The organism is Cryobacterium sp. W22_MBD10_FK3 (genome assembly GCF_052113745.1).
Taxonomy (GTDB): domain Bacteria; phylum Actinomycetota; class Actinomycetes; order Actinomycetales; family Microbacteriaceae; genus Cryobacterium.
The window spans coordinates 75,533-96,874 of sequence record NZ_JBGQOH010000012.1 but is presented as its reverse complement, the minus strand read 5'-3'; the positions used below and the strand labels follow the sequence as shown (position 1 = coordinate 96,874).

Annotated in this window: 18 protein-coding genes; 1 reads left to right on the top strand and 17 read right to left on the bottom strand. The window is 69.0% G+C overall.

Annotated features, from left to right (window positions below):
- Positions 1-53: 53 nt before the first annotated feature.
- The 15 genes from argF to infC all read right to left on the bottom strand — a co-directional run bounded on the left by argF (position 54) and on the right by infC (position 14,726).
- Complete coding sequence (argF, locus tag ACEN2M_RS12550; RefSeq protein ID WP_441648466.1) at positions 54-983, bottom strand: ornithine carbamoyltransferase; 930 nt, start codon at positions 981-983, stop codon at positions 54-56.
- Between the two features lie 48 nt (positions 984-1,031).
- Positions 1,032-2,237 (bottom strand): acetylornithine transaminase, encoded by a 1,206-nt coding sequence (locus ACEN2M_RS12545; RefSeq protein WP_441648465.1) that lies wholly within the window; start codon positions 2,235-2,237, stop codon positions 1,032-1,034.
- Positions 2,234-3,169: an acetylglutamate kinase gene (gene argB / locus ACEN2M_RS12540; RefSeq protein WP_441648464.1), complete on the bottom strand. Its 936-nt coding sequence runs from the start codon at positions 3,167-3,169 to the stop codon at positions 2,234-2,236. Before argB ends, ACEN2M_RS12545 begins: the two co-directional genes overlap by 4 nt.
- Entirely contained in the window at positions 3,169-4,350 is a 1,182-nt protein-coding gene (argJ, locus tag ACEN2M_RS12535) for a bifunctional glutamate N-acetyltransferase/amino-acid acetyltransferase ArgJ (RefSeq protein WP_441648463.1), read from the bottom strand. Before argJ ends, argB begins: the two co-directional genes overlap by 1 nt.
- Positions 4,347-5,390, bottom strand: a complete 1,044-nt coding sequence (argC, locus tag ACEN2M_RS12530) for an N-acetyl-gamma-glutamyl-phosphate reductase (RefSeq protein WP_441648462.1) — start codon at positions 5,388-5,390, stop codon at positions 4,347-4,349. The genes argJ and argC overlap by 4 nt, the downstream gene beginning before the upstream one ends.
- Positions 5,391-5,516: 126 nt before the next feature.
- Positions 5,517-8,051, bottom strand: a complete 2,535-nt coding sequence (pheT, locus tag ACEN2M_RS12525; RefSeq protein ID WP_441648461.1) for a phenylalanine--tRNA ligase subunit beta — start codon at positions 8,049-8,051, stop codon at positions 5,517-5,519.
- Positions 8,051-9,091 (bottom strand): phenylalanine--tRNA ligase subunit alpha, encoded by a 1,041-nt coding sequence (gene pheS, locus ACEN2M_RS12520; RefSeq protein WP_441648460.1) that lies wholly within the window; start codon positions 9,089-9,091, stop codon positions 8,051-8,053. The genes pheT and pheS overlap by 1 nt, the downstream gene beginning before the upstream one ends.
- Before the next feature lie 70 nt (positions 9,092-9,161).
- Positions 9,162-10,082, bottom strand: a complete 921-nt coding sequence (locus tag ACEN2M_RS12515) for an amino acid ABC transporter permease (protein ID WP_441648459.1) — start codon at positions 10,080-10,082, stop codon at positions 9,162-9,164.
- A complete protein-coding gene (locus tag ACEN2M_RS12510) occupies positions 10,079-10,726 on the bottom strand; it encodes an amino acid ABC transporter permease (protein ID WP_441648458.1) in 648 nt (215 codons plus the stop codon). Before ACEN2M_RS12510 ends, ACEN2M_RS12515 begins: the two co-directional genes overlap by 4 nt.
- Positions 10,727-10,833: 107 nt before the next feature.
- A complete protein-coding gene (locus tag ACEN2M_RS12505; protein WP_441648457.1) occupies positions 10,834-11,706 on the bottom strand; it encodes a glutamate ABC transporter substrate-binding protein in 873 nt (290 codons plus the stop codon).
- Positions 11,707-11,742: 36 nt separating this feature from the next.
- Entirely contained in the window at positions 11,743-12,471 is a 729-nt protein-coding gene (locus tag ACEN2M_RS12500; RefSeq protein WP_441648474.1) for an amino acid ABC transporter ATP-binding protein, read from the bottom strand.
- A gap of 161 nt (positions 12,472-12,632) precedes the next feature.
- Positions 12,633-13,433, bottom strand: coding sequence for a TrmH family RNA methyltransferase (locus tag ACEN2M_RS12495; RefSeq protein ID WP_441648456.1), 801 nt, complete (start codon positions 13,431-13,433; stop codon positions 12,633-12,635).
- A gap of 107 nt (positions 13,434-13,540) precedes the next feature.
- The gene (gene rplT / locus ACEN2M_RS12490; RefSeq protein WP_220605350.1) at positions 13,541-13,927 is read right to left on the bottom strand and encodes a 50S ribosomal protein L20; all 387 of its coding nucleotides are present in this window, start codon (positions 13,925-13,927) and stop codon (positions 13,541-13,543) included.
- A 27-nt stretch (positions 13,928-13,954) separates the two neighbouring features.
- On the bottom strand, positions 13,955-14,149 hold the full coding sequence (gene rpmI / locus ACEN2M_RS12485) for a 50S ribosomal protein L35 (RefSeq protein WP_066594389.1): 195 nt from the start codon (positions 14,147-14,149) through the stop codon (positions 13,955-13,957).
- Positions 14,142-14,726, bottom strand: coding sequence for a translation initiation factor IF-3 (gene infC, locus ACEN2M_RS12480; protein ID WP_084020755.1), 585 nt, complete (start codon positions 14,724-14,726; stop codon positions 14,142-14,144). Before infC ends, rpmI begins: the two co-directional genes overlap by 8 nt.
- A gap of 294 nt (positions 14,727-15,020) precedes the next feature.
- Between infC and ACEN2M_RS12475 the strand changes: the two genes are divergently transcribed.
- Entirely contained in the window at positions 15,021-15,371 is a 351-nt protein-coding gene (locus tag ACEN2M_RS12475; RefSeq protein ID WP_441648455.1) for a DUF1844 domain-containing protein, read from the top strand.
- A gap of 92 nt (positions 15,372-15,463) precedes the next feature.
- Here the strand turns inward: ACEN2M_RS12475 and ACEN2M_RS12470 are convergent, their stop codons facing one another.
- Together ACEN2M_RS12470 and ACEN2M_RS12465 are read right to left on the bottom strand one after the other, a co-directional pair.
- Positions 15,464-16,267, bottom strand: a complete 804-nt coding sequence (locus tag ACEN2M_RS12470; RefSeq protein WP_441648454.1) for a DNA-formamidopyrimidine glycosylase family protein — start codon at positions 16,265-16,267, stop codon at positions 15,464-15,466.
- Positions 16,260-21,206, bottom strand: coding sequence for an Lhr family ATP-dependent helicase (locus tag ACEN2M_RS12465; protein ID WP_441648453.1), 4,947 nt, complete (start codon positions 21,204-21,206; stop codon positions 16,260-16,262). Before ACEN2M_RS12465 ends, ACEN2M_RS12470 begins: the two co-directional genes overlap by 8 nt.
- Positions 21,207-21,342: the final 136 nt, after the last annotated feature.

The following is a 21,342-nucleotide window of genomic DNA, read 5'->3' as shown; positions in this document are numbered from 1 at the left end:
CTTCATAAGTTCTTCGTGATTCAAGTTTATTGGTGGTGCGGTTCGGCGTGCAGCTAGCGCGCGTTGTGCGCGAGCAGCCAGACGAGCAGCGCCTTCTGGGCGTGCAGGCGGTTTTCCGCCTCGTCCCAGATGATGCTCTGCGGGCCGTCGATGACGTCGGCCGTGACTTCGTAGCCACGGTCGGCAGGCAGGCAGTGCATGAAGTGTGCGTCGGGAGCGGCCAGGGCCATCAGGGCGGCGTCGACGCGGTAACCGCCGAGCGAACCGAGCCTGGTGGTCTTTTCCTCTTCCTTGCCCATCGACACCCAGGTGTCGGTGATGACCACGTCGACGCCGGCCACGGCCGCGGCCGGGTCGGTGAACAGGGCCACCGAACCACCGGTCCGGGCGGCGATCGCCTCGGCGTCCGCGACGACTTGCGCGGAGGGCGTGTAGCCGGCCGGCGAGGCGATGCGCACGTGCATGCCTGCGGTCGCGCCGGCGAGCAGGTAGGACTGGGCCATGTTGCAGGCGCCGTCGCCGAGGAAGGTGAGGGTCTGCCCGGCGAGGTCGCCGCGGTGCTCACGGATGGTGAGCAGGTCGGCGAGCAGCTGGCACGGGTGGAAGTCGTCGGAGAGCGCGTTGACCACGGGCACCGTGGTGTTCAGCGCCATCTCTTCGAGGCCCGCCTGGCCGTAGGTGCGCCACACGATCGCGGCGACCTGACGTTCGAGCACCCGGGCGGTGTCCGCGGCGGTTTCCTTGCCGCCGAGCTGGCTGCTCGCGGTGCTGATGATCAACGGGCTGCCGCCGAGGTCGGCAATACCGACCGCGAAAGAGACCCGGGTGCGGGTGGACGACTTGTCGAAGATCACGGCGACGGTTTTCGGTCCGGCCAGGGGCTGGACCGCGAATCGGTCTCGCTTCAGTTCCAGGGCCAGATCGAGGATCTCGGCCTGTTCGGCCGGTGAGATGTCGTCGTCGCGCAGGAAATGGCGGGTCACGGGGTCACTTTCGCTGGTTTCTTCGGTGCTATGCGGGATTCCTCCACCTTATCTGGTGGCGGCGAGCAGCCCCGAACTGGTCACGGCGGCCAGGGCGACCCGGAAGCGTTCTTCGAAGTCGACCAGCTCGGCGTCGCCGACGATCAGCGGGGGTGCAATCCGGATGCTGGATTCGTTCGCGGCGTTCACGATCAAGCCGGCCTCGTGGGCGGCGGCGGCGAGTTGCAGGGCCACCGGTTCGGTCAGGCCGATGCCGAGGAGCAGGCCCAGGCCGCGGACCTCCTCGACCAGGGGCGAGTCGATCCGGGCGATGATCTCCCGGATCTGCTCTCCCCGGCGGGCGGCGTTGCCGACGAGGTCGTCACGTTCGATGACGCCAAGCACCGCGTTGGAGGTGGCCGTCACGAACGGGTTTCCGCCGAAGGTGGAGCCGTGCTGACCGCGCTGGAACAGATCGGAGGTGGCCCCGAAGGTGACCAGGGCACCGATCGGCACTCCCCCGCCGATGCCCTTGGCGATGGTGACGGCATCCGGTACCACGTTCGAGTGCTCGTAGGCGAACCACTTGCCGGTGCGGCCGGCGCCGGTCTGCACCTCGTCGAGGATGAGCAGGATGCCGTGCTTGGTGCACAGTTCGCGGGCGCGCTGCAGGTAGCCCTCCGGCAGGTCGATGACGCCGGCCTCACCCTTGACAGGTTCGAGGAACAGGGCGGCGACGGTGTCGTCGAGTTCACGTTCGAGGGCAGCGATGCTGGTCTCGATGTGCTGCACGCCACCGGGCACGGGCTCGAAGGGGGCACGCATGAGCGGCTTGCCGGTGAGGGCCAGCGCGCCCATGGTGCGGCCGTGGAACGAGTCGTTCAGGGCGAGGATACGCGTGCGGCGACCGCCGGCGGTGTTGAGCCTGGCGAGTTTGAACGCGGCCTCGTTGGCCTCGGCGCCGGAGTTGCAGAAGTAGACCCGGCCGGCGTCGCCGGCACCGGTGAGGCGTTTGAGGCGCTCCGCCAGTTCGATCTGCGACGGCGACGCGAAGTAGTTGGAGATGTGCGCGAGGGTGCCGATCTGCTGCTGGGCGGCGGCGACCATGTCGGGGTGCGCGTGGCCGAGCGAGTTGACCGCGATGCCGGCCAGGAAGTCGAGGTACTTGGTGCCGTTCTCGTCCCAGACGTAGCAGCCCTCGCCGCGCACGAGCACCGCCAACGGGCGTGACAGTGTCTTCATCATTGCTGCGGCGTAGCGTTCGTGCCAGGTCATGCGGGAACCACCTCTGTACCGATGCCGCTGCCGGTGAAAACTTCGAGAAGGATCGAGTGCGGCACTCGACCATCGATGATCGCCGCTTTCGCGACGCCGCCCTCGACGGCGTTCAGGCAGGCGGTCATCTTGGGGATCATGCCCGATTCGAGATCGGGCAGCAGGCTGCGGAGGGCGTCGACGTCGATGATCGAGACCAGTGAGTCCCGGTTGGGCCAGTCGCTGTAGAGGCCGGCGACGTCGGTGAGGATCACCAGCTTGGCGGCGCCCAGCGCCACGGCGAGGGCGGCGGCCGCGGCATCAGCGTTCACGTTGAGGGACTGGCCGGGCACATCGACGTCGGGCGCGATCGACGAGACGACCGGGATGCGGCCAGCGTTCAGCTGCGCGTGCACGGCCTCGGGGTCGACACCGATCACGTCGCCGACCAGGCCCAGGTCCACCTCCTCGCCGTCGATGACGACGCCGCGGCGGCGGCCGCGGAACAGGCCGGCGTCTTCGCCGCTGAGTCCGGCAGCCAGGGGGCCGTGTTCGTTGATGTGGCTGACCAGGTCACGGTTGATCTGGCCGGTGAGGACCATACGCACCACATCCATGGCTTCGGGGGTGGTCACCCGGTAGCCGCCGCGGAACTCGCTCTCGATGCCGAGGCGGGCGAGCATGGCCGAGATCTGCGGACCGCCACCGTGCACGACGACCGGGCGGATGCCCGCGTAGCGCAGGTACACCATGTCTTCGGCGAACGCGCGCTGCAGTGTCTCGCTGACCATGGCGTTGCCGCCGAACTTCACCACGATGATCTGGTCGTGGAACTTCTTCAGCCACGGCAACGCCTCGATGAGGGTCGCGGCCTTGACGCTGGCTTCCGCGGGGGTGTTGTCGACATCGTCGAGGGTGGGGATGGCGGGCGTGCCGGGGGTCTCGGTGCTCATCAGCTGGAGTACGCGCTGTTCTCTTCGACGTAGTCGTGGGTGAGGTCGTTGGTCCAGATCGTGGCGCCAGCGGTGCCGGCGTGCAGGTCGATGACCACCGAGACGGCGCGCGGGGTGAGGTCGACGAGCTCGCGCGGCTCGTCCGGCTCCCCCGCCGTGCAGACCTGGATGCCGTTGATGGCCACGTCGATGCCGTACGGGTCGAACGCCGCATCCGCTTCGGAGATGGTGCCGACAGCGGCCAGCACGCGGCCCCAGTTGGGGTCGTTGCCGTAGATCGCGGCCTTGAACAGGTTGCTGCGCGACACCGCGCGGGCCACCGTGACGGCCTCGGTCTCGGATGCCGAGTTGCGCACAGTGATGGCCACGTCGTGCGAGGCGCCCTCGGCGTCGCCCTGCAGCTGCAGGGTGAGGTCGCGGCACAGCTCGGTGAGCGCGCGAGCGAATTCGTCGGGGTCAGCGTCGACGCCGCTGGCGCCGGAGGCCAGCAGGCTCACGGTGTCGTTGGTGGACATACAGCCGTCGGAGTCGAGCCTGTCGAAGGTGACCCTGGTGGCTTCCCGCAGCGCGGCATCCAGCTGGGCGGAGGAGAGGACGGCGTCGGTGGTGATCACCACGAGCATGGTGGCCAGGCCGGGTGCGAGCATGCCGGCGCCCTTGGCCATGCCGCCGATGGTCCACCCGGCGGGCGACACCTGCGTGGCCTGCTTGGGGCGGGTGTCGGTGGTCATGATGGCCTGCGCGGCGGCGAGGCCGGCGTCGGCGGTGGATGCGGCGGCGTCTTTGAGGGCGAGGGCAGCGTCGAAGACACCAGCGGTGACCTTACCGAGATCGAGCTGCTCGCCGATCAGGCCGGTGGAACAGACCAGCACGTCGCCCGCGGAGACCGCGAGCTGCTCGGCGACGGCTTCGGCGGTGGCGTGGGTGGTCTGGAAGCCGATGGTGCCTGTGTAACAGTTGGCGCCGCCGGAGTTGAGCACGATGGCGCTGACCCGGCCGTCCCGCATGACCTGCTGACTCCAGATGATCGGGTTGGCCTTGCAGCGGTTGCTGGTGAACACCGTGGCGGCGTTGGCGAGCGGGCCGAGGTTGGCCACGATGGCCAGGTCGAGGCCACCGGACTTCTTGAGGCCGGCGGTGACGCCGGCGGCGGCGAATCCGGCGGGGGCGGTGACGCTCACGGGGCAACTCCATTCGTGCTGAGGCCCGTGGTTTCGGGGAGCCCCAGGGCAATGTTGGCGGACTGGATGGCGGCACCGGCGGTGCCCTTGACCAGGTTGTCGACGGCGGTGACCGTGACCACCCGGCCCGCGGCCTCGTCGACCGCGAGGCCGATCAGGGCGGTGTTGGCGCCGAGCACGTCGGCGGTGCGCGGGAACTGGCCGGTGGGCAACACGTGCACGAACGGTTCCTCGGCGTACAACGATTCCCAGGCGTGGCGCACAGCCGCGGCGCTGGTGCCCGGCACCAGCCGGGCCGTTGCGGTGGCGAGGATGCCGCGGGACATCGGCACGATGATCGGGGTGAACGACACCGTGGGGCCGTGCGCGCCGGCCCAGCGCAGGCTCTGCTGGATCTCGGGGATGTGCCGGTGGCTGCCGCCGACGGCGTAGGGATTGGCGGAGCCGAGGATCTCGGCGGCGAGGTTGGGCACCTTGAGGCTCTTGCCGGCGCCGGACGGGCCCACGGCGAGCACGGCGACGATGTCGGCCGGTTCGATCACGCCGGCGAGGATGCCGGGGGCCAGGGCGAGGGCCACGGTGCTGGCGTTGCAGCCGGGAGCGGCGATGCGGCGCGCACCGACCAGGCGCTCGCGCTGCCGGCCGCCGGCGACGGGGAGCTCGGGCACGCCGTAGGCCCAGGCGCCGAAGTAGTCGCCGCCGTAGAACGCGGCCCAGTCGGCCTCGCTCTCCAGCCGGTGGTCGGCGCCGCAGTCCACCACGAGGGTGTCGGGGCTGAGCTGGGCGGTCAGTGCCCCGGAGGCGCCGTGCGGGAGGGCGAGGAAGACGACGTCGTGGCCGGCCAGGGTGGCGGCATCCGTGTCGCCGAGCACGAGGTGGGACAGCGAGCGCAGGTGCGGTTGCACATCGACCAGGCGCTGCCCGGAGTTGCTGTGCGCGGTGACCGTGCGCACCTCGAAATCAGGGTGCGCGGCCAGGAGCCGCAGCAGCTCACCGCCCGCATACCCGCTCGCGCCCGCAACAGCTACCGAAAAGACCATGGATCAAACCTACCCGGGTGCCCGCGAAGCTCTACAATCGCGAATTGCCCCGCTGCGGCCGAGCCGCCCCGCTGTGCGGGGACGATTCGACCGAAACGGGGCAACTCGGCGAGCGGATACTGCGGGCTATTCGCGCAGCTGCGCACCGAAGCGCGCGGCGGCGAGCTGCACGCCGGCCAGCTTCGCGTCGCTGGCCTCTGCTGCGGTGAGCGTGCGGTCCGGAGCCCGGAACCGCAGGGCGAAGGTGAGCGACTTCTGCCCGGCCTGGATGCCCGTTCCGCGGTAGTCGTCGACCAGGTCGATGCGCTCCAGCAGCGCTCCGCTGCCCTCGCGCACGGCTTCGAGCACGGCGCTGGCCGCGACCTGGGCGTCTACGACGAGCGAGAGGTCCTGGGTGGCGGCGGGCTTGGTGCCGATGATGGTGGCCTGCAGTTCCCCGGTCACCTGCGCGAAGACCGCGGAGAGGTCGAGTTCGACCACCGCGACCACGGCGGGCAGGTCGGCGTCCTTGGCCACCGCTGGGAGCAGTTCTCCCGCGAAGCCCACCGGCTGCTCGCCGGCATCCGTCGCCACGAACAGCTCGGCGGTGCGGCCGGGGTGCATGGCCTGGTGTGTGCCCTGACGTACGAGGATCGGCAGGCCGACGGCCAGGCCGATCTGCGCGACGGCGGTGAGGGCGTCCCGCCACGACGCGGCGATGGGCGTTTGGCCGGGCTGGTGCCGCACGGTGTTGCCGAGCAGCACGATTCCGGCGGTGAACGGCTGCGGCGGGATGCCCGCGTTCAGTTTGGCCTCGAGGTCGGCGCTGGGCCGAACCGCGGCCGGCGGCACGATGGCGCTGCCGTAGCTGACGCCGGCGACCGGGCGGAAGACCGAGCCGAGCTCGAAGATCGCCAGGTCGGTCGAGCCGCGCGACAGGTTGCGGTGCGCGATCTGCAGCAGCCCGGGCAGCATCGAGGTGCGCATGAACGGCGCCTCACCGTCGAGCGGGTTGGCCACCTTGATCTGCGCGACCGTCGTGCTGACGGGGTCGCCGAACAGGTTGTTGGCCTTCTCGGCGACGAACGGGTAGGCGAGCACCTCGGTGTGGCCGGTGGCGGCAAGCACCGTGGCGACCGACCGCTTGAGCTGCTGGGTGCGGGTGAGGCCGCGGCCGGGCGGCGCGACGGGCAGCACCGAGGGGATGCGGTCGTACCCGACGATGCGGGCGACTTCCTCGGCGAGGGTCCACTTGTCGGTGAGGTCCGGGCGCCAACTCGGCGCGAGCACGGCCAGACCGGTTTCGGTCTCGGTCATGGAGGCGCCGATCTCGGCGAGCGAGGTGCGCACCTCCTCGCGGGTGTACTCCAACCCGATCAGGCCGGAGACGAAGCCGGTGGGCAGGTCGATCGGGGTGCGCTCCGGGGTGGCGTCGTGCAGCGAGCCGAGTCCGTCGGCCACTCCCCCGGCGAGTTCGACGAGCAGCTGCACCACGCGGGCGGCGGCCACGGCGGCGACCTCGGGGTCGACCCCGCGTTCGAACCGGCGGGATGCCTCGCTGGGCAGCTTGTGCCGGCGGGCGGTGCGCGCGATCGAGACCGGGTCGAAGTTCGCGGCTTCGATCAGCACGTTGGTGGTGCCGGCACCGATCTCTGTGGTGGCTCCGCCCATCACGCCGGCCAGGCCGATCGGGCCGGATTCGTCGGTGATCAGCAGGTCTTCGGCGTTCAGCGTGCGAGTGACGTCGTCGAGAGTGACGAGCTTCTCGCCGGGCTGCGCGCGGCGCACGGTAAGACCGCCGGTGAGCAGGTCGAGGTCGTACCCGTGGATGGGCTGGCCGAGTTCGATCATCACGTAGTTGGTGATGTCCACGACCAGCGAGATCGAGCGGATGCCGGCCAGCTTGAGCCGGGCGATCAGCCAGGCCGGCGACGGCTTGGTGGGGTCGACGCCACGCACGACACGGGTGACGAACACGCTCGCGCCGACGCGGTCGCGGATGGGCGCGGCATCCTCGATCGTGACCGGGAAGACCTCGGTGGACGGTGTCGCGGTCACGGCGAGGGCGGGGTCGCGGAAAGCGGCGCCGGTGGCGTGCGAGTACTCGCGGGCCACCCCGCGGATCGAGAACGCGTAGCCACGGTCGGGGGTGACGTTGATCTCCACGGCGGAGTCGTCCAGGCCCAGCAGGCTGATCGCATCCGCGCCGATTTCGGGGTCGAGGCCGAGGTCGCCGAGCACCAGGATGCCGGCGTGTTCGTCGCCGAGGCCCAGCTCACGGGCCGACGCGATCATGCCGTCGGAGACGTGCCCGTAGGTCTTGCGCGGCGCGATCGGGAACGGGCCGGGCAGCACGGCGCCGGGCAGGGTCACGACGACCTTGTCGCCGACGACGAAGTTGTGCGCACCGCAGACGATGCCGTGGATGGCGGGGCCGCCGTCCGCGGCGAGTTCGCCATCCGCGGCGACGCGCACCTGGCACCAGTTGATGGTCTTGCCGTTGGTCTGCACCTCACCGACGAACTCGAGAACCTGGCCCACCACGATGGGTCCGGTCAGCTCGAAGCGGTGGATCTCTTCTTCTTCCAGGCCCACGCTCACCAGGGCGGCGTGCACGGCTTCGGGGGTGGTGCCGGGTTCGAGGTCGACGAATTCGCCGAGCCAGCTCAGGGGAACGCGCATCAGACGGTCATCCCGTACTGCTGGCTGAACCGAATGTCGCCTTCGACCATGTCGTGCATATCCTTCACATCGTTGCGGAACATCAGTGCTCGTTCGACGCCGACGCCGAACGCGAATCCGGAGTAGACCTCAGGGTCCAGGCCCGCGGAGCGGAGCACGTTGGCGTTGACCATGCCGCAGCCGCCCCATTCGATCCAACGGGCGCCGTCCTTGAAGGTGGGGTGCCACAGGTCGAGCTCGGCGCTGGGTTCGGTGAACGGGAAGTAGTTGGGGCGCAGGCGCACCTTGGCCTCCTCGCCGAAGAGTGCCTTGACGAAGTGATCGAGCGTGCCACGGAGGTGAGCCATGGTGAGGCCCTTGTCTACGGCAATGCCCTCGATCTGGTGGAACACCGGGGTGTGCGTGGCGTCGAGCTCGTCGGTGCGGTAGACGCGGCCGGGCGAGATCCGGTAGACGGGCGGCTCGTTGCCCAGCAGGGCGCGCATCTGCACCGGCGAGGTGTGGGTGCGCAGCACCAGGTGCGCCTCGGGCGGGTCGATGAAGAAGGTGTCCTGCATCGCACGGGCCGGGTGGTCCTCGTCGAAGTTCAGCGCGTCGAAGTTGAACCATTCGCTCTCGAGCTCGGGGCCTTCGGCGACCTCCCAGCCCATGCCCACGAACACGTCGGAGACGCGCTCCTGCAGCAGGGTGAGCGGATGACGGGCGCCGGCACGCCAGGTGGAGGCCGCGGCGGTGACATCCACGGCTTCGGCGGCGAGCTGGGCGGTGGCCTCGGCTTCGACGATCTGGGCTTCGCGGGCGCCCAGGGCCTGGTTCACCCGGGCGCGGGCCTGGCCCACGAGCTTGCCGGCGGCGGCCTTCTGGTCGCCGGGCACGCTGCGCATGAGGGCGTTCAGCGCGGCCAACGGCGAGGCCTCGCCGACGTGCGCTGAGCGCACGGCCTTGAGGGCGGCGGAGTCAGTCGCGGCTTCGATGGCCGCGAGGGCGGCATCGACGGCCGCGGTGACGACGGGTTCGGTTATTTCAGTGGGGGCAGACACGAGACCCAAGTTTAGTGCCCGGCCGCCCACCCGCTGTGGCGGGCGGGCGGCGGGTGGGTGGCCAGTCGGCTCAGCGCCCGGAGTCGCCTCCGCCGGTGGCGCCGCCGCCGGCTGCGGCGCTCAGGGAGGTGTCAGGCATCGGCTCGGGCAGCAACGGGTCGATGAGTTTGCCGGCCTTCGGCCCCGAACGGCGGGCGATGATCCGAGCGACCCACGACAGCGACATGTTCATCGCGAGGTAGATGACGAGGACCACGAGGAAGAAGGAGAACTGGTACCGCTCGCCGAAGTAGTTCGGCAGGTTGCGCACGCCCTCGCGCAGCAGTTCGCTGTAGCCGACGATGAAAGCCAGCGAGGTGTCCTTGAGCAGCACCACCAACTGGGCGATGATAATCGGCAGCATCTGGCGGAACGCCTGGGGAAACTCGATGCGGAACCGGGTCGACAACGGCGTGAGTCCGATTGCCAGGCCGGCCTCGCGTTGACCGCGAGGCAGGGACTGGATACCCGCCCGCAGCGCCTCACCGATGATCGCACCGTTATAGAGTCCCAGCGCGGCAACACCGGCCCAGTAGGCGCCCGTGGCGAAGACGAGAAGGATGAACAGCATCATCAACAGGACGGGCAGACCACGCACGAATTCGAGGATGATCGTGGTCGGGATGCGAATGGCCTTGTGGTCGGCGGACCGACCGAAGGAGAACACGACTCCGAGGACCAGGGCGATGACCGCGGCGACGCCGGCCATCTGCAGGGTGGCCAGCACACCGCGGCCCAGCGCAAGCCAGACCTGCCGGTCAGAGAACACGTCCCACCTCGTGGCGTCCCACATGCCCGGCTGGATCGCACCGTTCGCGCTGGCCTTCGGCGTTCCGAGCGCCCAGATCAACCAGGCCAGCAGGGCAAGAACCAGTACGACGCCGACTACTGAAATCGCTCGCGACCGTGCGCGTGCCTTGGGCCCCGGCGCATCGTAGAGAACTGAGCTCATCGCAGCACCGCCACTTTCTTTTCCACCCGGGCAGCGATCTGACCGAGGGTGACCGTGATGATCAGGTAGAAGAACGCGACCGCGAGCAGAATCGCGATGACCTCGTCGCCGCGGTCGTTGGTGACCCGGCGGCCGACGCCGAAGAGTTCGAAGACGAAGAACGCTCCAGCGACCGAAGTGTTCTTGGTGAGGGCGATGAAGACGTTGATCAGCGGGGGAATCACCATCCGCACGGCCTGGGGCATGATCACATAGCTGAGCGACTGGCCGAAAGTGAGGCCGACGCTGCGGGCCGCCTCAGCCTGGCCGACGGGAACGCCGTTGATACCCGAACGCAGAGCCTCGGCCACGAACGGCGAGGTGTAGACGGTGAGACCGATCAGGGCGAGCTGGAAGTACCCAGGGGAAAACTGCAGGTACGGCAGGATGAACGCGCAGAAGAACAGAACGAGGGTGAGCGGGGTGTTGCGCACGAGCTCCGTGTACACGGTCGCGAACGATCGGAAGGACGCGACCGGCGAGATGCGCAGCGAGGCAACGACGATACCCAGGATGAGCGCGCCGATGCCGGAGAAAATCAGCAAGCCAAGTGTGTTTCTGAAGCCTTCCAGAAAGAGCGGCAGGTTTTCGATGACAGCGTCCAAGACTCACCTCCTCTGTGTGTGTTCGAGACCGTTGAGGTCGTTGTATTTCGGCTGAAACTGCCGATCGGGGCGGCCGGTGCGGCCGCCCCGATCGGATGGTGCGGTGGTTAGTAGCGGTCGACGGCCGGGGGTTCCGGCGTCTCGAGCACGGAACCAGCGGTGGCCTCCCAGGCCTCAGCCCAGGAACCGTCTTCGTACGCCTCTTCGAGGACGTCGTTGATGAAGTTGCGGAACTCGGTGTCGTCCTTGGCCAGGCCGATGCCGTAGGGCTCCTGGGTGAACGGGTTTCCGACGACCTCGAACTCACCGGCGTTCTGGTCGGCGAGGCCGGCCAGGATCACGTTGTCGGTGGTGACAGCGTCAACTTCGCCGCTGCGCAGCGGGCCGAGGCAGTTGGAGTAGGTGTCGGTCGCGATGATGTTGGTCGTGTACGCGGCGATGTTCTTCTCCGACGTCGAGCCGCTCACGGTGCAGACGCTCTTGTCAGCGAGGTCTTCCGGACCGGTGATCTTCGACTCGTTTCCGGCCAGGACGAGCAGGTCCTGTCCGGCTTCGTAGTACGGGCCGGCGAAGGAGACAACTTCCTTGCGCGCGTCGTTGATCGTGTAGGTGGCGACGACAAGGTCGACGTCACCGTTCTGGATGAACGGCTCGCGGTTGGCGGAGACGGTCTCGGTCCAGGTGATGCCCGACGCCTCAATGCCGAGCTTCGCGGCGATGAGCTTGCCGATTTCGACGTCGAAGCCGACCGGGTCGCCATCCGGGCCCTTGAGACCGAACAGGGGCTGGTCGAACTTGGTGCCGATGGTGATCTCGCCGGCCTCGTTGAGGGCGGCCATGGTGGTGCCCTCTTCGAACGTGACATCTTCCTCAACGGGTGCCGCCGTCGGCGCGCCCGCACCGGAGTCGGTGCAGCCGGTCAGCGCGAACGCGCCGACCAGGGCGATGGCAGAGATCATTAGACCCTTGTTGCGTCTCATGGTTTCCTCCTGTGTGCTGTGTGTCTCGCCGACCGATTAGTGGGCAAGTATTTTGGAGAGGAAGTCTTTCGCTCTCGTGCTCTGGGGGTTGGTGAAGAACTTCTCCGGAGTGGTTTCCTCGACGATGTCGCCCTCGGCCATGAAGATGACCCGGTCCGCGGCCTTGCGGGCGAAGCCCATCTCGTGGGTGACCACGATCATGGTCATGCCCTCGTTGGCCAGGTTCACCATCACGTCGAGCACCTCGTTGATCATCTCGGGGTCGAGCGCGCTCGTAGGCTCGTCGAGGAGGATCACCTTCGGGTCCATGGCGAGGGCCCGGGCGATGGCCACGCGCTGCTGCTGGCCGCCGGAGAGCTGGGAGGGCATCTTCTTGGCCTGGTTGGCCACGCCGACCCGTTCGAGCAGCCCCATGGCCTTCTTCTCGGCGTCGGCCTTGCTCATGCCACGCACCTTGATCGGCCCGAGCGTCACGTTCTCGAGAACCGTCTTGTGGGCGAAGAGGTTGAACGCCTGGAACACCATGCCCACATCGGCTCGCAAGTGGGCGAGGGCCTTGCCCTCCGCGGGCAGTTCGTTGCCGTCGATGGTGATCGAGCCGGAGTCGATGGTCTCGAGCCGGTTGATGGCCCGGCACAGCGTGGACTTGCCCGACCCGCTGGGGCCGATGACCACCACCACTTCACCCCTGGTGACCGTGGCGTTGATGTTCTTCAGAACGTGCAAGTCCCCGTAGTGCTTGTTGACGTCCGTCATGACGACCAGAGGTTCCCCCCGGCGCACTGTGATGTTGGACGTCGCCGGTGATGCGTCTGTTGGCTCCATACCCACCAACTTAGGCCCGCGAGGGCCTGACGGACCACCCTTGCGGGGGCTTTAACCCGGTCGGTAACCCAAACGTAATAGACGCCCGACCGGGAAAGATGCTATGCCCGCTGCGAGAACGCGCTTTCATACAGGCACACAGAAGCGGCCGTCGCGAGGTTCATCGATTCCGCGTGTCCGTAGATCGGAACGCTGATCGCCTTGTCGGCCATAGCCAGGTCTTCTTCGGTGAGACCGCGCGCCTCGTTGCCGAAGAGCCAGGCGGTGGGGGCGGCGAGCAGGCCGCTGTTGCGGGCCTCGAGCAGGTCGTCGCCCTTGATGTCAGCGGCGAGGATCTGCATATCGGCGAACTTCGCACGCTCACGCACATCGGCCAGGGTGACGCCCACGGCGACCGGCAGGTGGAAGATCGACCCGGTGGACGACCGCACCACCTTGGGGTTGTACAGGTCCACGCTGCGGCCGGTGAAGATCACGGCGTCCGCGCCGGCGGCATCCGCTGCCCGGATGATGGTGCCGGCGTTGCCCGGGTCGCGCACCTCTTCGAGGATCGCGATGAGCTTGGGCTCGTTGGCGAAGATCTTCTTGATCGAGGTGGGGAACTGGTGGCACACCGCGACGAATCCCTGCGGGGTGACGGTGTCGGCCATGGTCTCGAGCACCTGCTCGGTGACGAACTCGACGTCGACCCCGGCGGCCACGGCGGCGTCGCCGATTTCGGTGTAGCGCTCCAGGGCCGTCGGGGTGGCGTACAGCTCCACGACGAGTTCGGGGCGGAAGGTGAGGGCTTCGGAGACGGCCTGCGGACCCTCGAGGAGGAACAGTCCCGTCTCGGAGCGGGCGGCTCGGTTCGCAAGTTTCGCGACGGCACGCACGCGAGGAGATCGGGGGTTATCTAGCATGCTCCCAGTTTAGGTGCCGCACACCCCGGCCAGAGAATGCCCCGCCGGGCATGCAAAACGGGAGCGGCCGCCACTGGCGATCGCTCCCGTTTACAAGCAGGGTGTGACTACTTCGCAACCTTGGGTGCGGAGGTGTCAGCGGGCAGTGCCGCCTTGGCGCTCTCAACGATGGCCGCGAAGGTGGCGGGCTCGGTGACGGCGAGGTCGGCGAGGATGCGACGGTCAACCTGGATGCCGGCCAGGGCGAGGCCCTGGATGAGGCGGTTGTAGGTCAGGCCGTTCGCGCGGGACGCAGCGTTGATGCGCTGGATCCACAGGCGACGGAAGTCACCCTTGCGTGCACGACGGTCACGGTAGCTGTAGACGAGGGAGTGAGTGACCTGCTCCTTGGCCTTGCGGTACAGGCGCGAACGCTGACCGCGGTAACCGGCAGCGCGCTCGAGGATGACGCGACGCTTCTTGTGGGCGTTGACGGCCCTCTTTACTCTTGCCATTTTCTAATTCCTTTAGGGGTACGGGGCCTAGTGGCCGAGAAGCTTCTTGATGGCCTTGACGTCGGCCTTGGCGAGAACCTGGTCCTGGTTCAGGCGTGACTTGCGCTGCGTGCTCTTGACCTCGAGGTTGTGTCGAAGTCCGGCCTGCTGCTTCATGATCTTGCCGGAGCCAGTGACCTTGAAACGCTTCTTTGTCCCAGAGTGGGTCTTCTGCTTAGGCATTCTTTTCCTCCTGTTTGGCTGCTTTATCTGCAGCTCTATGTGCATTGGCCTCTGCCTTGGCCTCTGATTTGTTCTTCAGCGGGCCAATCACCATGACCATGTTTCGACCGTCGATGGTCGGGCTCGATTCCACAGAACCGAACTCCGCAACATCCTCGGCAAATCTCTGAAGCAGACGTACACCCTGGTCGGGACGGGACTGTTCACGGCCACGGAACAGAATCATGGCCTTGACCTTGTCGCCGGCCTTCAGGAAGCCTTCGGCGCGCTTGCGCTTGGTCTCGTAGTCGTGCTTATCAATCTTGAGACGGAAACGAACCTCTTTGAGGATCGTGTTCGCCTGGTTGCGCCGGGCTTCTTTGGCCTTCTGCGCAGCTTCGTACTTGAACTTGCCGTAATCCATGATCTTCGCGACCGGCGGCTTGGACGTGGGGGCTACTTCGACCAGATCGAGGTCAGCCTCCTGTGCCAGGCGCAGGGCGACATCAATCGCCACGACCCCTACCTGTTCGCCGTTGGGACCAACGAGACGGACTTCGGGGACGCGGATACGGTCATTTGTACGGGGATCGCTGATGCGTCTCTCCTCTACTCAAGCATCGTGGCTACAGCCTGACAACGGATGTCGTCCGGAGACGAAGAGTAGACAATCGCGCGCGCAATTCCCAAGTTCCAGAACTTTTACTTGTTCCGTCACTCATCAATCACGTGCGGCACCCTATCTGCCGTGCGAGCTGGTAACCAGCAAGCGACGGCGGAGTGCAAACTACCCGGTAACCTTTATGAAGCGGTCAAGCGCGGGTGGGAGATTATCCACTTTCGTACCGAGACTTTCATCTCGGAGCCCGGGTAAGTATAGCAGAGGAAACCAGTGAGCGACAATTACGACCAGGACCAGTCCGGCCAGGCTACGAGGGACATCGCAGATGTGGCGGCGGTGGAGATCATCACGACCGCGGCGGTGCACCTGATGAGCGCTTCGGCGGTCAAGGTGGGCCTCGCCGACGACCCCGACACCCAGATCGACCTGGATGAGGCGCGCAAGCTGATCACCGCCCTCGCCGGCCTGATCACGGCATCCGCCCCCGACATCTCAGACATGCACGCGCGCAGCCTGCGCGACGGCCTCCGCTCGTTGCAGCTGGCGTTCCGCGAGGCATCCGCCATCCCCGACCCGATCGGCCAGGGCCCGGGCGAGAAGTTCACCGGCCCGGTCAACTAGCTCCCCACGAGAGCAACTGGTCCCGCTTCGGACAATTGGTCCCGGTGCGCCGGGACCAATTGTCCGGACGGGGACCAGTTGGGTTGGGCTGGCTAGGTTTGGCAGCGCGGGCACCAGTAGGTGACCCGCTGTTCGAGTTCGCTGCGGCCCAGCTCCGCGGAGCGGATGCGGGTGCCGCAGCGGCGGCAGGGCTGCCGTTCGCGCCCGTAGACGAAGGTACGCATGCCCCGGCGCAGGTTGCCGGTGGTGGTGCGCTCCGAGCGGTCCCGGTTGGCGGTGATCAGCCGGTGAGCGAGCGCCACCAGACCGTCGAGGTCGGCCACCTGGCTGATCGGCCGGGTGGGCAGCAGCCCGCGCAGAAAGCACAGTTCGTTGACGTACACGTTGCCGAGCCCGGCCAGGTTGCGTTGGTCGCCGAGGGCGACCGCCACCGGCCGCTCCCCCGCCGCACCGTCCCCGGCCTCGCCGGCGGCACGGAGCCGGCGCACGGCCTCCGCGGCGTCCCAGGTCGGCCCGAGCAGGTCGGGGCCGAGGTACCCGAGGTGCTGCTCGTCCTCCGTCGTGGGGAACAGTTCCAGGGTGCCTAGTTCGAAGCCCACGGCCACCCAGTCCGCGGTCTCCAGAATGATGCGGGCCTGAAAGGCCGGCCGCCGCCACGCTGTGCCGTGCCGGTAGAGGTGCCAGGTGCCCTCCATCTTGAGGTGCGAGTGGATGCTGGTCTCCCCCACGTGCGCCACCAGGTGCTTGCCACGGCTGAGCACCTCGTGCACACGCTGCCCGGTGAGGTCGACCGTGGCGAACGCCGGCACCCGGATGTCGCACCGGGTCAGCGTCGCCCCGTGCAGGGCCTCGTCGAGGCTGCGGGCGCTGCGGTAGACGGTGTCGCCCTCAGGCATTCAGCCTCAACCCCCGGGGCGTTTCGGTGAACCCAGCGGCGCGCAGCGCGTCGCCCGCCGGGGTGCTCAGCACGAACTCACCGTTCACGGTCTCGACGGCGAGCTTGGCGACCCGGCCGGCGGTGACGGTCGCGGCCAGCGACCGGGCCGCGGCCAGCACCGCTTCGGGGGCGGGCTCGTGCGGGGTGCCGGGCCGGGCGGCCTTGCCCGCCGACGCCACCGATGGCGCCTTGGCCGCTTTCGCTGCCGACGGAACGATCGGTGTCATCGCGCCCGGCGTGGCTATCCCCGCGTCCGGAGCGGTCGCAGCGGCATCAGCCTGATCTCCGGCCGCCGGGTCGAAGACCAGCAGGGACTTACCGCCGCGCTCGACGTAGAGCACCAGCTCGCCGTCGATCAGCGTCACCAGGCCGCCGGCTTTGCGGCCGGGGCGATGCCCGGTGCCCTCGGGCAGGGCCGGCCACGGCAGCACGGCCCCGTAGGGGTTGGCCGGGTCGGTGGCGGCCAGGGTCACCGCGGTGGGCGCCGACCTGTCGCCGCGCTCGGCGCGCTCGCGCTGGTCGACGTAACCGCGCATCCGGTCGATGGTGCCGGCGGTGGCGAACTGGGACGCCCCGAGGCCCTCCACGAAGTAGCCGCGGCGGCAGCGCCCCATCTCCTCGAAACCGCTCAGGGTCTTGTACACCAGGGCGAACCCGCCGAGCACGTTCTCACCCATCACGGCGCCGCGGGTGACCACCCCGTAGCGTTCCAGCATCGTCTCGCCCAGGGCGTGCGCGCGGCGGGTGGCCGAGGTGTCGGCGACCGGCACGATCGACCAGCGCCCGGAGACCGTGGGTGGGCCCTGCCGGCTGGGCATGCTGGCCCTGGGCATGGCCCGGCCGCGGTGCAGCCGGGCGCGCGGTGCCGCCCGGCGGGTGGAGTGCGCCGTCTTGCCGCCGGACACCAGGGACCGCACCGGGGCGAAGGTGTCGTTGCTCACCAGCCCCGACCAGACCAGATCCCACAACGCGTCGACGAGTTCGCCGTCGTCCTGGCTGCCCACCGAATCGGCCAACTGCCGGAAGAAGTAGCCACCGCCGTTGCCCAGCGTGGCAAGGATCTCGCGCTGCAGCGGCGTGGTCTCCAGCTCGGTGGGCAAGGGCAGGGTGAGCGGCGCGGTATCGGCCAGGTGCAGGCTGACCCAGCCGTCGTTACCCGCGAGAGTGCCGGCGCCGGCCCAGAGCACCTCGCCGGCGTTGGTGAGCTCATCGAGCATGGCCGGGCTGTAGTCGGCGACCCGGGCGGGCAGGATCAGGGTCTCCCAGGCCGAGGCCGGGATGCGGGCACCCTCGAGCTGCTCGATCACGGACACGACGCCATCCACGCCGCGCAGTTTGCCGCCCACGTGCTGCCAGGCCGGCAGGAACCGGCCCAGAGTGGCCTGGTCGACGGGCTCGACCTCGTGCCGCAGGGCGGCGAGCGACCGGCGCCGCAGCCGTCGGAGCACCTCGGCGTCGCACCATTCGCTGCCGCTGCCGTGCGGGCGGAACTCGCCCTCGACGATCCTGCGGGCGTCGGCCAGCCGGCGCAGGGCGCCCAGGGCGATGGCGGTGCCGAAGCCGAACCTGGCGGCGACATCGGCGGTGGTGAACGGCCCGTGGGTGCGGGCGTAGCGGCTGACCAGGTCGCCGAGCGGATCTTTCAGGGTTTCGGTGAAGGCGTCGGGGATGCCGGGGGCCAGGGGCACGCCGAGGGCGTCGCGCAGCCGGCCGGCGTCCTCGATCACCGCCCAGCGTTCCTCTCCGGCGATGCCCACCTTGAGGGCACGGCGGGCTGTGGTGAGGGCCTCGAGGTGGGCGCGCGCTTCGGCCTCCCCCGCGGCCGGCGGTTCGGGAGTATCGGCGTCGGCGGATGCCGGTTCACCCGCAGCGGCGGGCGCGGGCGCCGGCGCGGTTGACGCGGCGGTGTCGGCGGCAGCCTGCAGCCGGGCGGCGACCTCGGCGACGGTGAGCGGGCCGAGTCCGCGGAGCAGATCGGCCACGCCCTCCAGGCCGCGCGCGCGGCGGTCGGGGGCCAGGCGCTGCAGTTCGGCGTCGGTGCGTTCCATCACGACGGGGTCGAGCAGCTCCCGCAGTTCCACCCGGCCGAGCAGTTCGGCGAGCAGGCCGGAGTCGATCGAGAGGGCCGTGGCGCGGCGTTCGGCCAGCGGCGAGTCGCCCTCGTACATGAACGCGGCGACGTAGCCGAAGAGCAGAGCGTTGGCGAACGGGCTGGCCGTGTCGGTGCTGGTCTCCACCAGCCTGATGGCCCGGCTGGCCACCTGCTTGGCCAGGCCCACGAGTGCGGGCAGGTCGTAGACATCCTGCAGGCACTCGCGGATGGTCTCGAGGATGATCGGGAACGACGGGTATTCGCGCGCCACGTCCAGCAGTTGGGAGGCCTTCTGGCGTTGCTGCCAGAGCGGCGACCGGCTGCCCGGCCGGTATCTGGGCAAGAGCAGGGCGCGGGCGGCGCACTCGCGGAACCTGGAGGCGAACAGGGCCGAGCCGCCGACCTCGTCGGTGACCAGCTGTTCGAGTTCGTCGGGGTCGAAGACGAACAGGTCGGCGCCGGGCGGTTCGGCCTCGGTGTCGGGAATGCGCACCACGATGCCGTCGTCGCTGGCGACACAGGCGCCGTCGATGCCGAAGCGTTCGCGCACCCGCGCGCCCACGGCGAGGGCCCAGGGAGCGTGCACGGTGAGGCCGAACGGTGAGTGCAGAATGACCCGCCAGTCGCCGAGCTCGTCGCGGAACCTCTCGACGACGAGGGTCTGGTCGGTGGGCAGGTAGCGGGTGGCGGCCCGCTGCTCGTCGAGGAAGACCAGCAGGTTGGTCACCGCCCGCTCGTCCAGGCCCACGGCCAGGCAGCGCGCGCGGGCCTTGGCCGAGCTGAGCGCGGACACCTCGCGGAGGAACGCGCCGATGGCCGCGCCGAGCTCGGCGGGCCGGCCCAGGCCGTCGCCCTTCCAGAACGGCAACCGGCCCGGCTCGCCGAAGGCGGGCAGCACGAGCACCCTGTCGTGGGTGATCTCCTGGATGCGCCAGCTTGTGGCCCCGAGCGCGAACACGTCGCCGACCCGGGACTCGTAGACCATCTCCTCGTCGAGTTCGCCGACCCGGCGGCCGGTGGACGAGTCACCGCCGACCATGAAGACGCCGAACAGCCCACGGTCGGGGATCGTGCCGCCGCTCGTGACGGCCAGCCGCTGCGCGCCGGGCCGGCCGGTGAGGAGGCCGCTGTCGCGGTCCCAGATGATGCGCGGACGCAGCTCGGCGAACTGGTCTGACGGGTACCGGCCGGCGAGCAGGTCGAGGGTGGCCTCGTACGCCGAGCGCGGCAGGGTGGCGAACGGGGCGCTGCGGCGCACGGCGTCGAACCACTCCTCGGCGTCGACGGGTTCCAGGGCCACGGCGGCAACGGTCTGTTGGGCGAGGATGTCGAGGGGATTCGCGGGCACCTGCAGGGACTCGATCATGCCAGACACCATCCGCTCGGCGGCGACGGTGGCGTGGATCAGGTCGGCCCGGTGCTTGGGAAAGATGATGCCCCGGGAGATCTCGCCCACCTGGTGGCCGGCCCGGCCCACCCGCTGCAGGCCGCTGGCCACCGACGGAGGCGATTCCACCTGCACCACCAGGTCGACCTCACCCATGTCGATGCCGAGCTCGAGGCTGGAGGTCGCCACGACACAGCGCAGCCGGCCCGATTTGAGGTCGTCCTCGATCATGGCGCGCTGTTCCTTGCTCACCGAGCCGTGGTGCGCGCGGGCGAGCAACGGCTCCGCGCCCTCGCTCTGCCCGCTGCCGCCCATCAACTCGGCGGGCGCGCGCGGTGGCTGCGCGACCGCCGGGCCGGCGGATGCTGCGCCGCCGTCCGGGCCGACACCCCCGGGAGCGCCGGCGAGCACCAGCTCCGCCTCCTCGGCGGCGGCGAGCCGCTCGCCGTAGATCTCGTTGAACCGGGCGGTGAGCCGCTCGGCCAGGCGGCGGGAGTTGGCGAACACGATCGAGGAGGAGTGCTCGAGCACGGCGTCCACGATCGCCTCCTCCACGTGCGGCCAAATCGACCCTGTCTGCGGGGCGGCCGAGGTGGAGCCCTCGGGCATGGCCACGGCGCCGAGCTGGGTCATGTCGTCGACGGGCACCACAACCCGCAGGTCGAACCGTTTCTCGTTCTTAGGGGCCACGATCTCCACCGGGGCGACGCCGGCCAGGAACCGGGCCACCTCCGAGGCCGGCCGCACAGTGGCGGACAGGCCGATGCGCTGCGCGGGCGTGGCCAGCAGGGCGTCGAGGCGTTCCAGGGACACGGCCAGGTGCGCGCCGCGCTTGCTGGCCGCGACGGCGTGGATCTCGTCGATGATCACGGTGTCCACGCCGCGCAGCGACTCGCGAGCGGCGGAGGTGAGCATCAGGAAGAGCGATTCGGGGGTGGTGATGAGGATCTCCGGCGGTGTTTTCACCAGCGCTCGACGGTCCGCGGCGGGCGTGTCACCGCTCCGCACGCCCACGCTCACGTGTACCGGCGGCAGTCCCAGTCGTTCCGCGGCCTGGCCGATCCCCACCAGCGGGGCGCGCAGGTTGCGTTCAACGTCGACGCCGAGCGCCTTGAGCGGTGAGATGTAGAGCACCCGGGTTCCGGTGGGCCCGGCGGCCGGCGCGGTCGCGGGCACAGCGGCATCCTGGCCCTCGTCGCCGGCGGCAACCACGTCGTGGGTCGACGCGGAGTACAGCTTGTCGAGCGCCCAGAGGAACGCGGCCAGGGTCTTGCCCGACCCGGTGGGGGCGATCACCAGGGTGTGCGAGCCGCGGGATATGGCGTCCCAGGCGCCCAGCTGCGCCTCGGTGGGAGCGGCGAACGCGCCGGAGAACCACGTGCGGGTGGCCGGCGAGAGGCGCTGGAGGATCTCCGTCATCTCCCCATCCTTGCCGATACCACCGACATCGGCTCGGATGCCGCCCTCAGCTGTTGCCCGTGCGGACAATTGCACCCGACACACCGGGTGCAATTGTCCGTTGCGGCAACAGTTGGCCCAGCCGATGGCGGATGCT

Excerpts from the sequence above, each read along its gene's own strand:
- ACEN2M_RS12545 (WP_441648465.1), bottom strand. The coding sequence starts at position 2,237 with ATGACCTGGCACGAACGCTACGCCGCAGCAATGATGAAGACACTGTCA.
- argB (WP_441648464.1), bottom strand. The coding sequence starts at position 3,169 with ATGAGCACCGAGACCCCCGGCACGCCCGCCATCCCCACCCTCGACGAT.
- argC (WP_441648462.1), bottom strand. The coding sequence starts at position 5,390 with ATGGTCTTTTCGGTAGCTGTTGCGGGCGCGAGCGGGTATGCGGGCGGT.
- pheT (WP_441648461.1), bottom strand. The coding sequence starts at position 8,051 with ATGCGCGTTCCCCTGAGCTGGCTCGGCGAATTCGTCGACCTCGAACCC.
- ACEN2M_RS12515 (WP_441648459.1), bottom strand. The coding sequence starts at position 10,082 with ATGAGCTCAGTTCTCTACGATGCGCCGGGGCCCAAGGCACGCGCACGG.
- ACEN2M_RS12505 (WP_441648457.1), bottom strand. The coding sequence starts at position 11,706 with ATGAGACGCAACAAGGGTCTAATGATCTCTGCCATCGCCCTGGTCGGC.
- ACEN2M_RS12495 (WP_441648456.1), bottom strand. The coding sequence starts at position 13,433 with ATGCTAGATAACCCCCGATCTCCTCGCGTGCGTGCCGTCGCGAAACTT.
- rplT (WP_220605350.1), bottom strand. The coding sequence starts at position 13,927 with ATGGCAAGAGTAAAGAGGGCCGTCAACGCCCACAAGAAGCGTCGCGTC.
- rpmI (WP_066594389.1), bottom strand. The coding sequence starts at position 14,149 with ATGCCTAAGCAGAAGACCCACTCTGGGACAAAGAAGCGTTTCAAGGTC.
- ACEN2M_RS12470 (WP_441648454.1), bottom strand. The coding sequence starts at position 16,267 with ATGCCTGAGGGCGACACCGTCTACCGCAGCGCCCGCAGCCTCGACGAG.
- ACEN2M_RS12465 (WP_441648453.1), bottom strand. The coding sequence starts at position 21,206 with ATGACGGAGATCCTCCAGCGCCTCTCGCCGGCCACCCGCACGTGGTTC.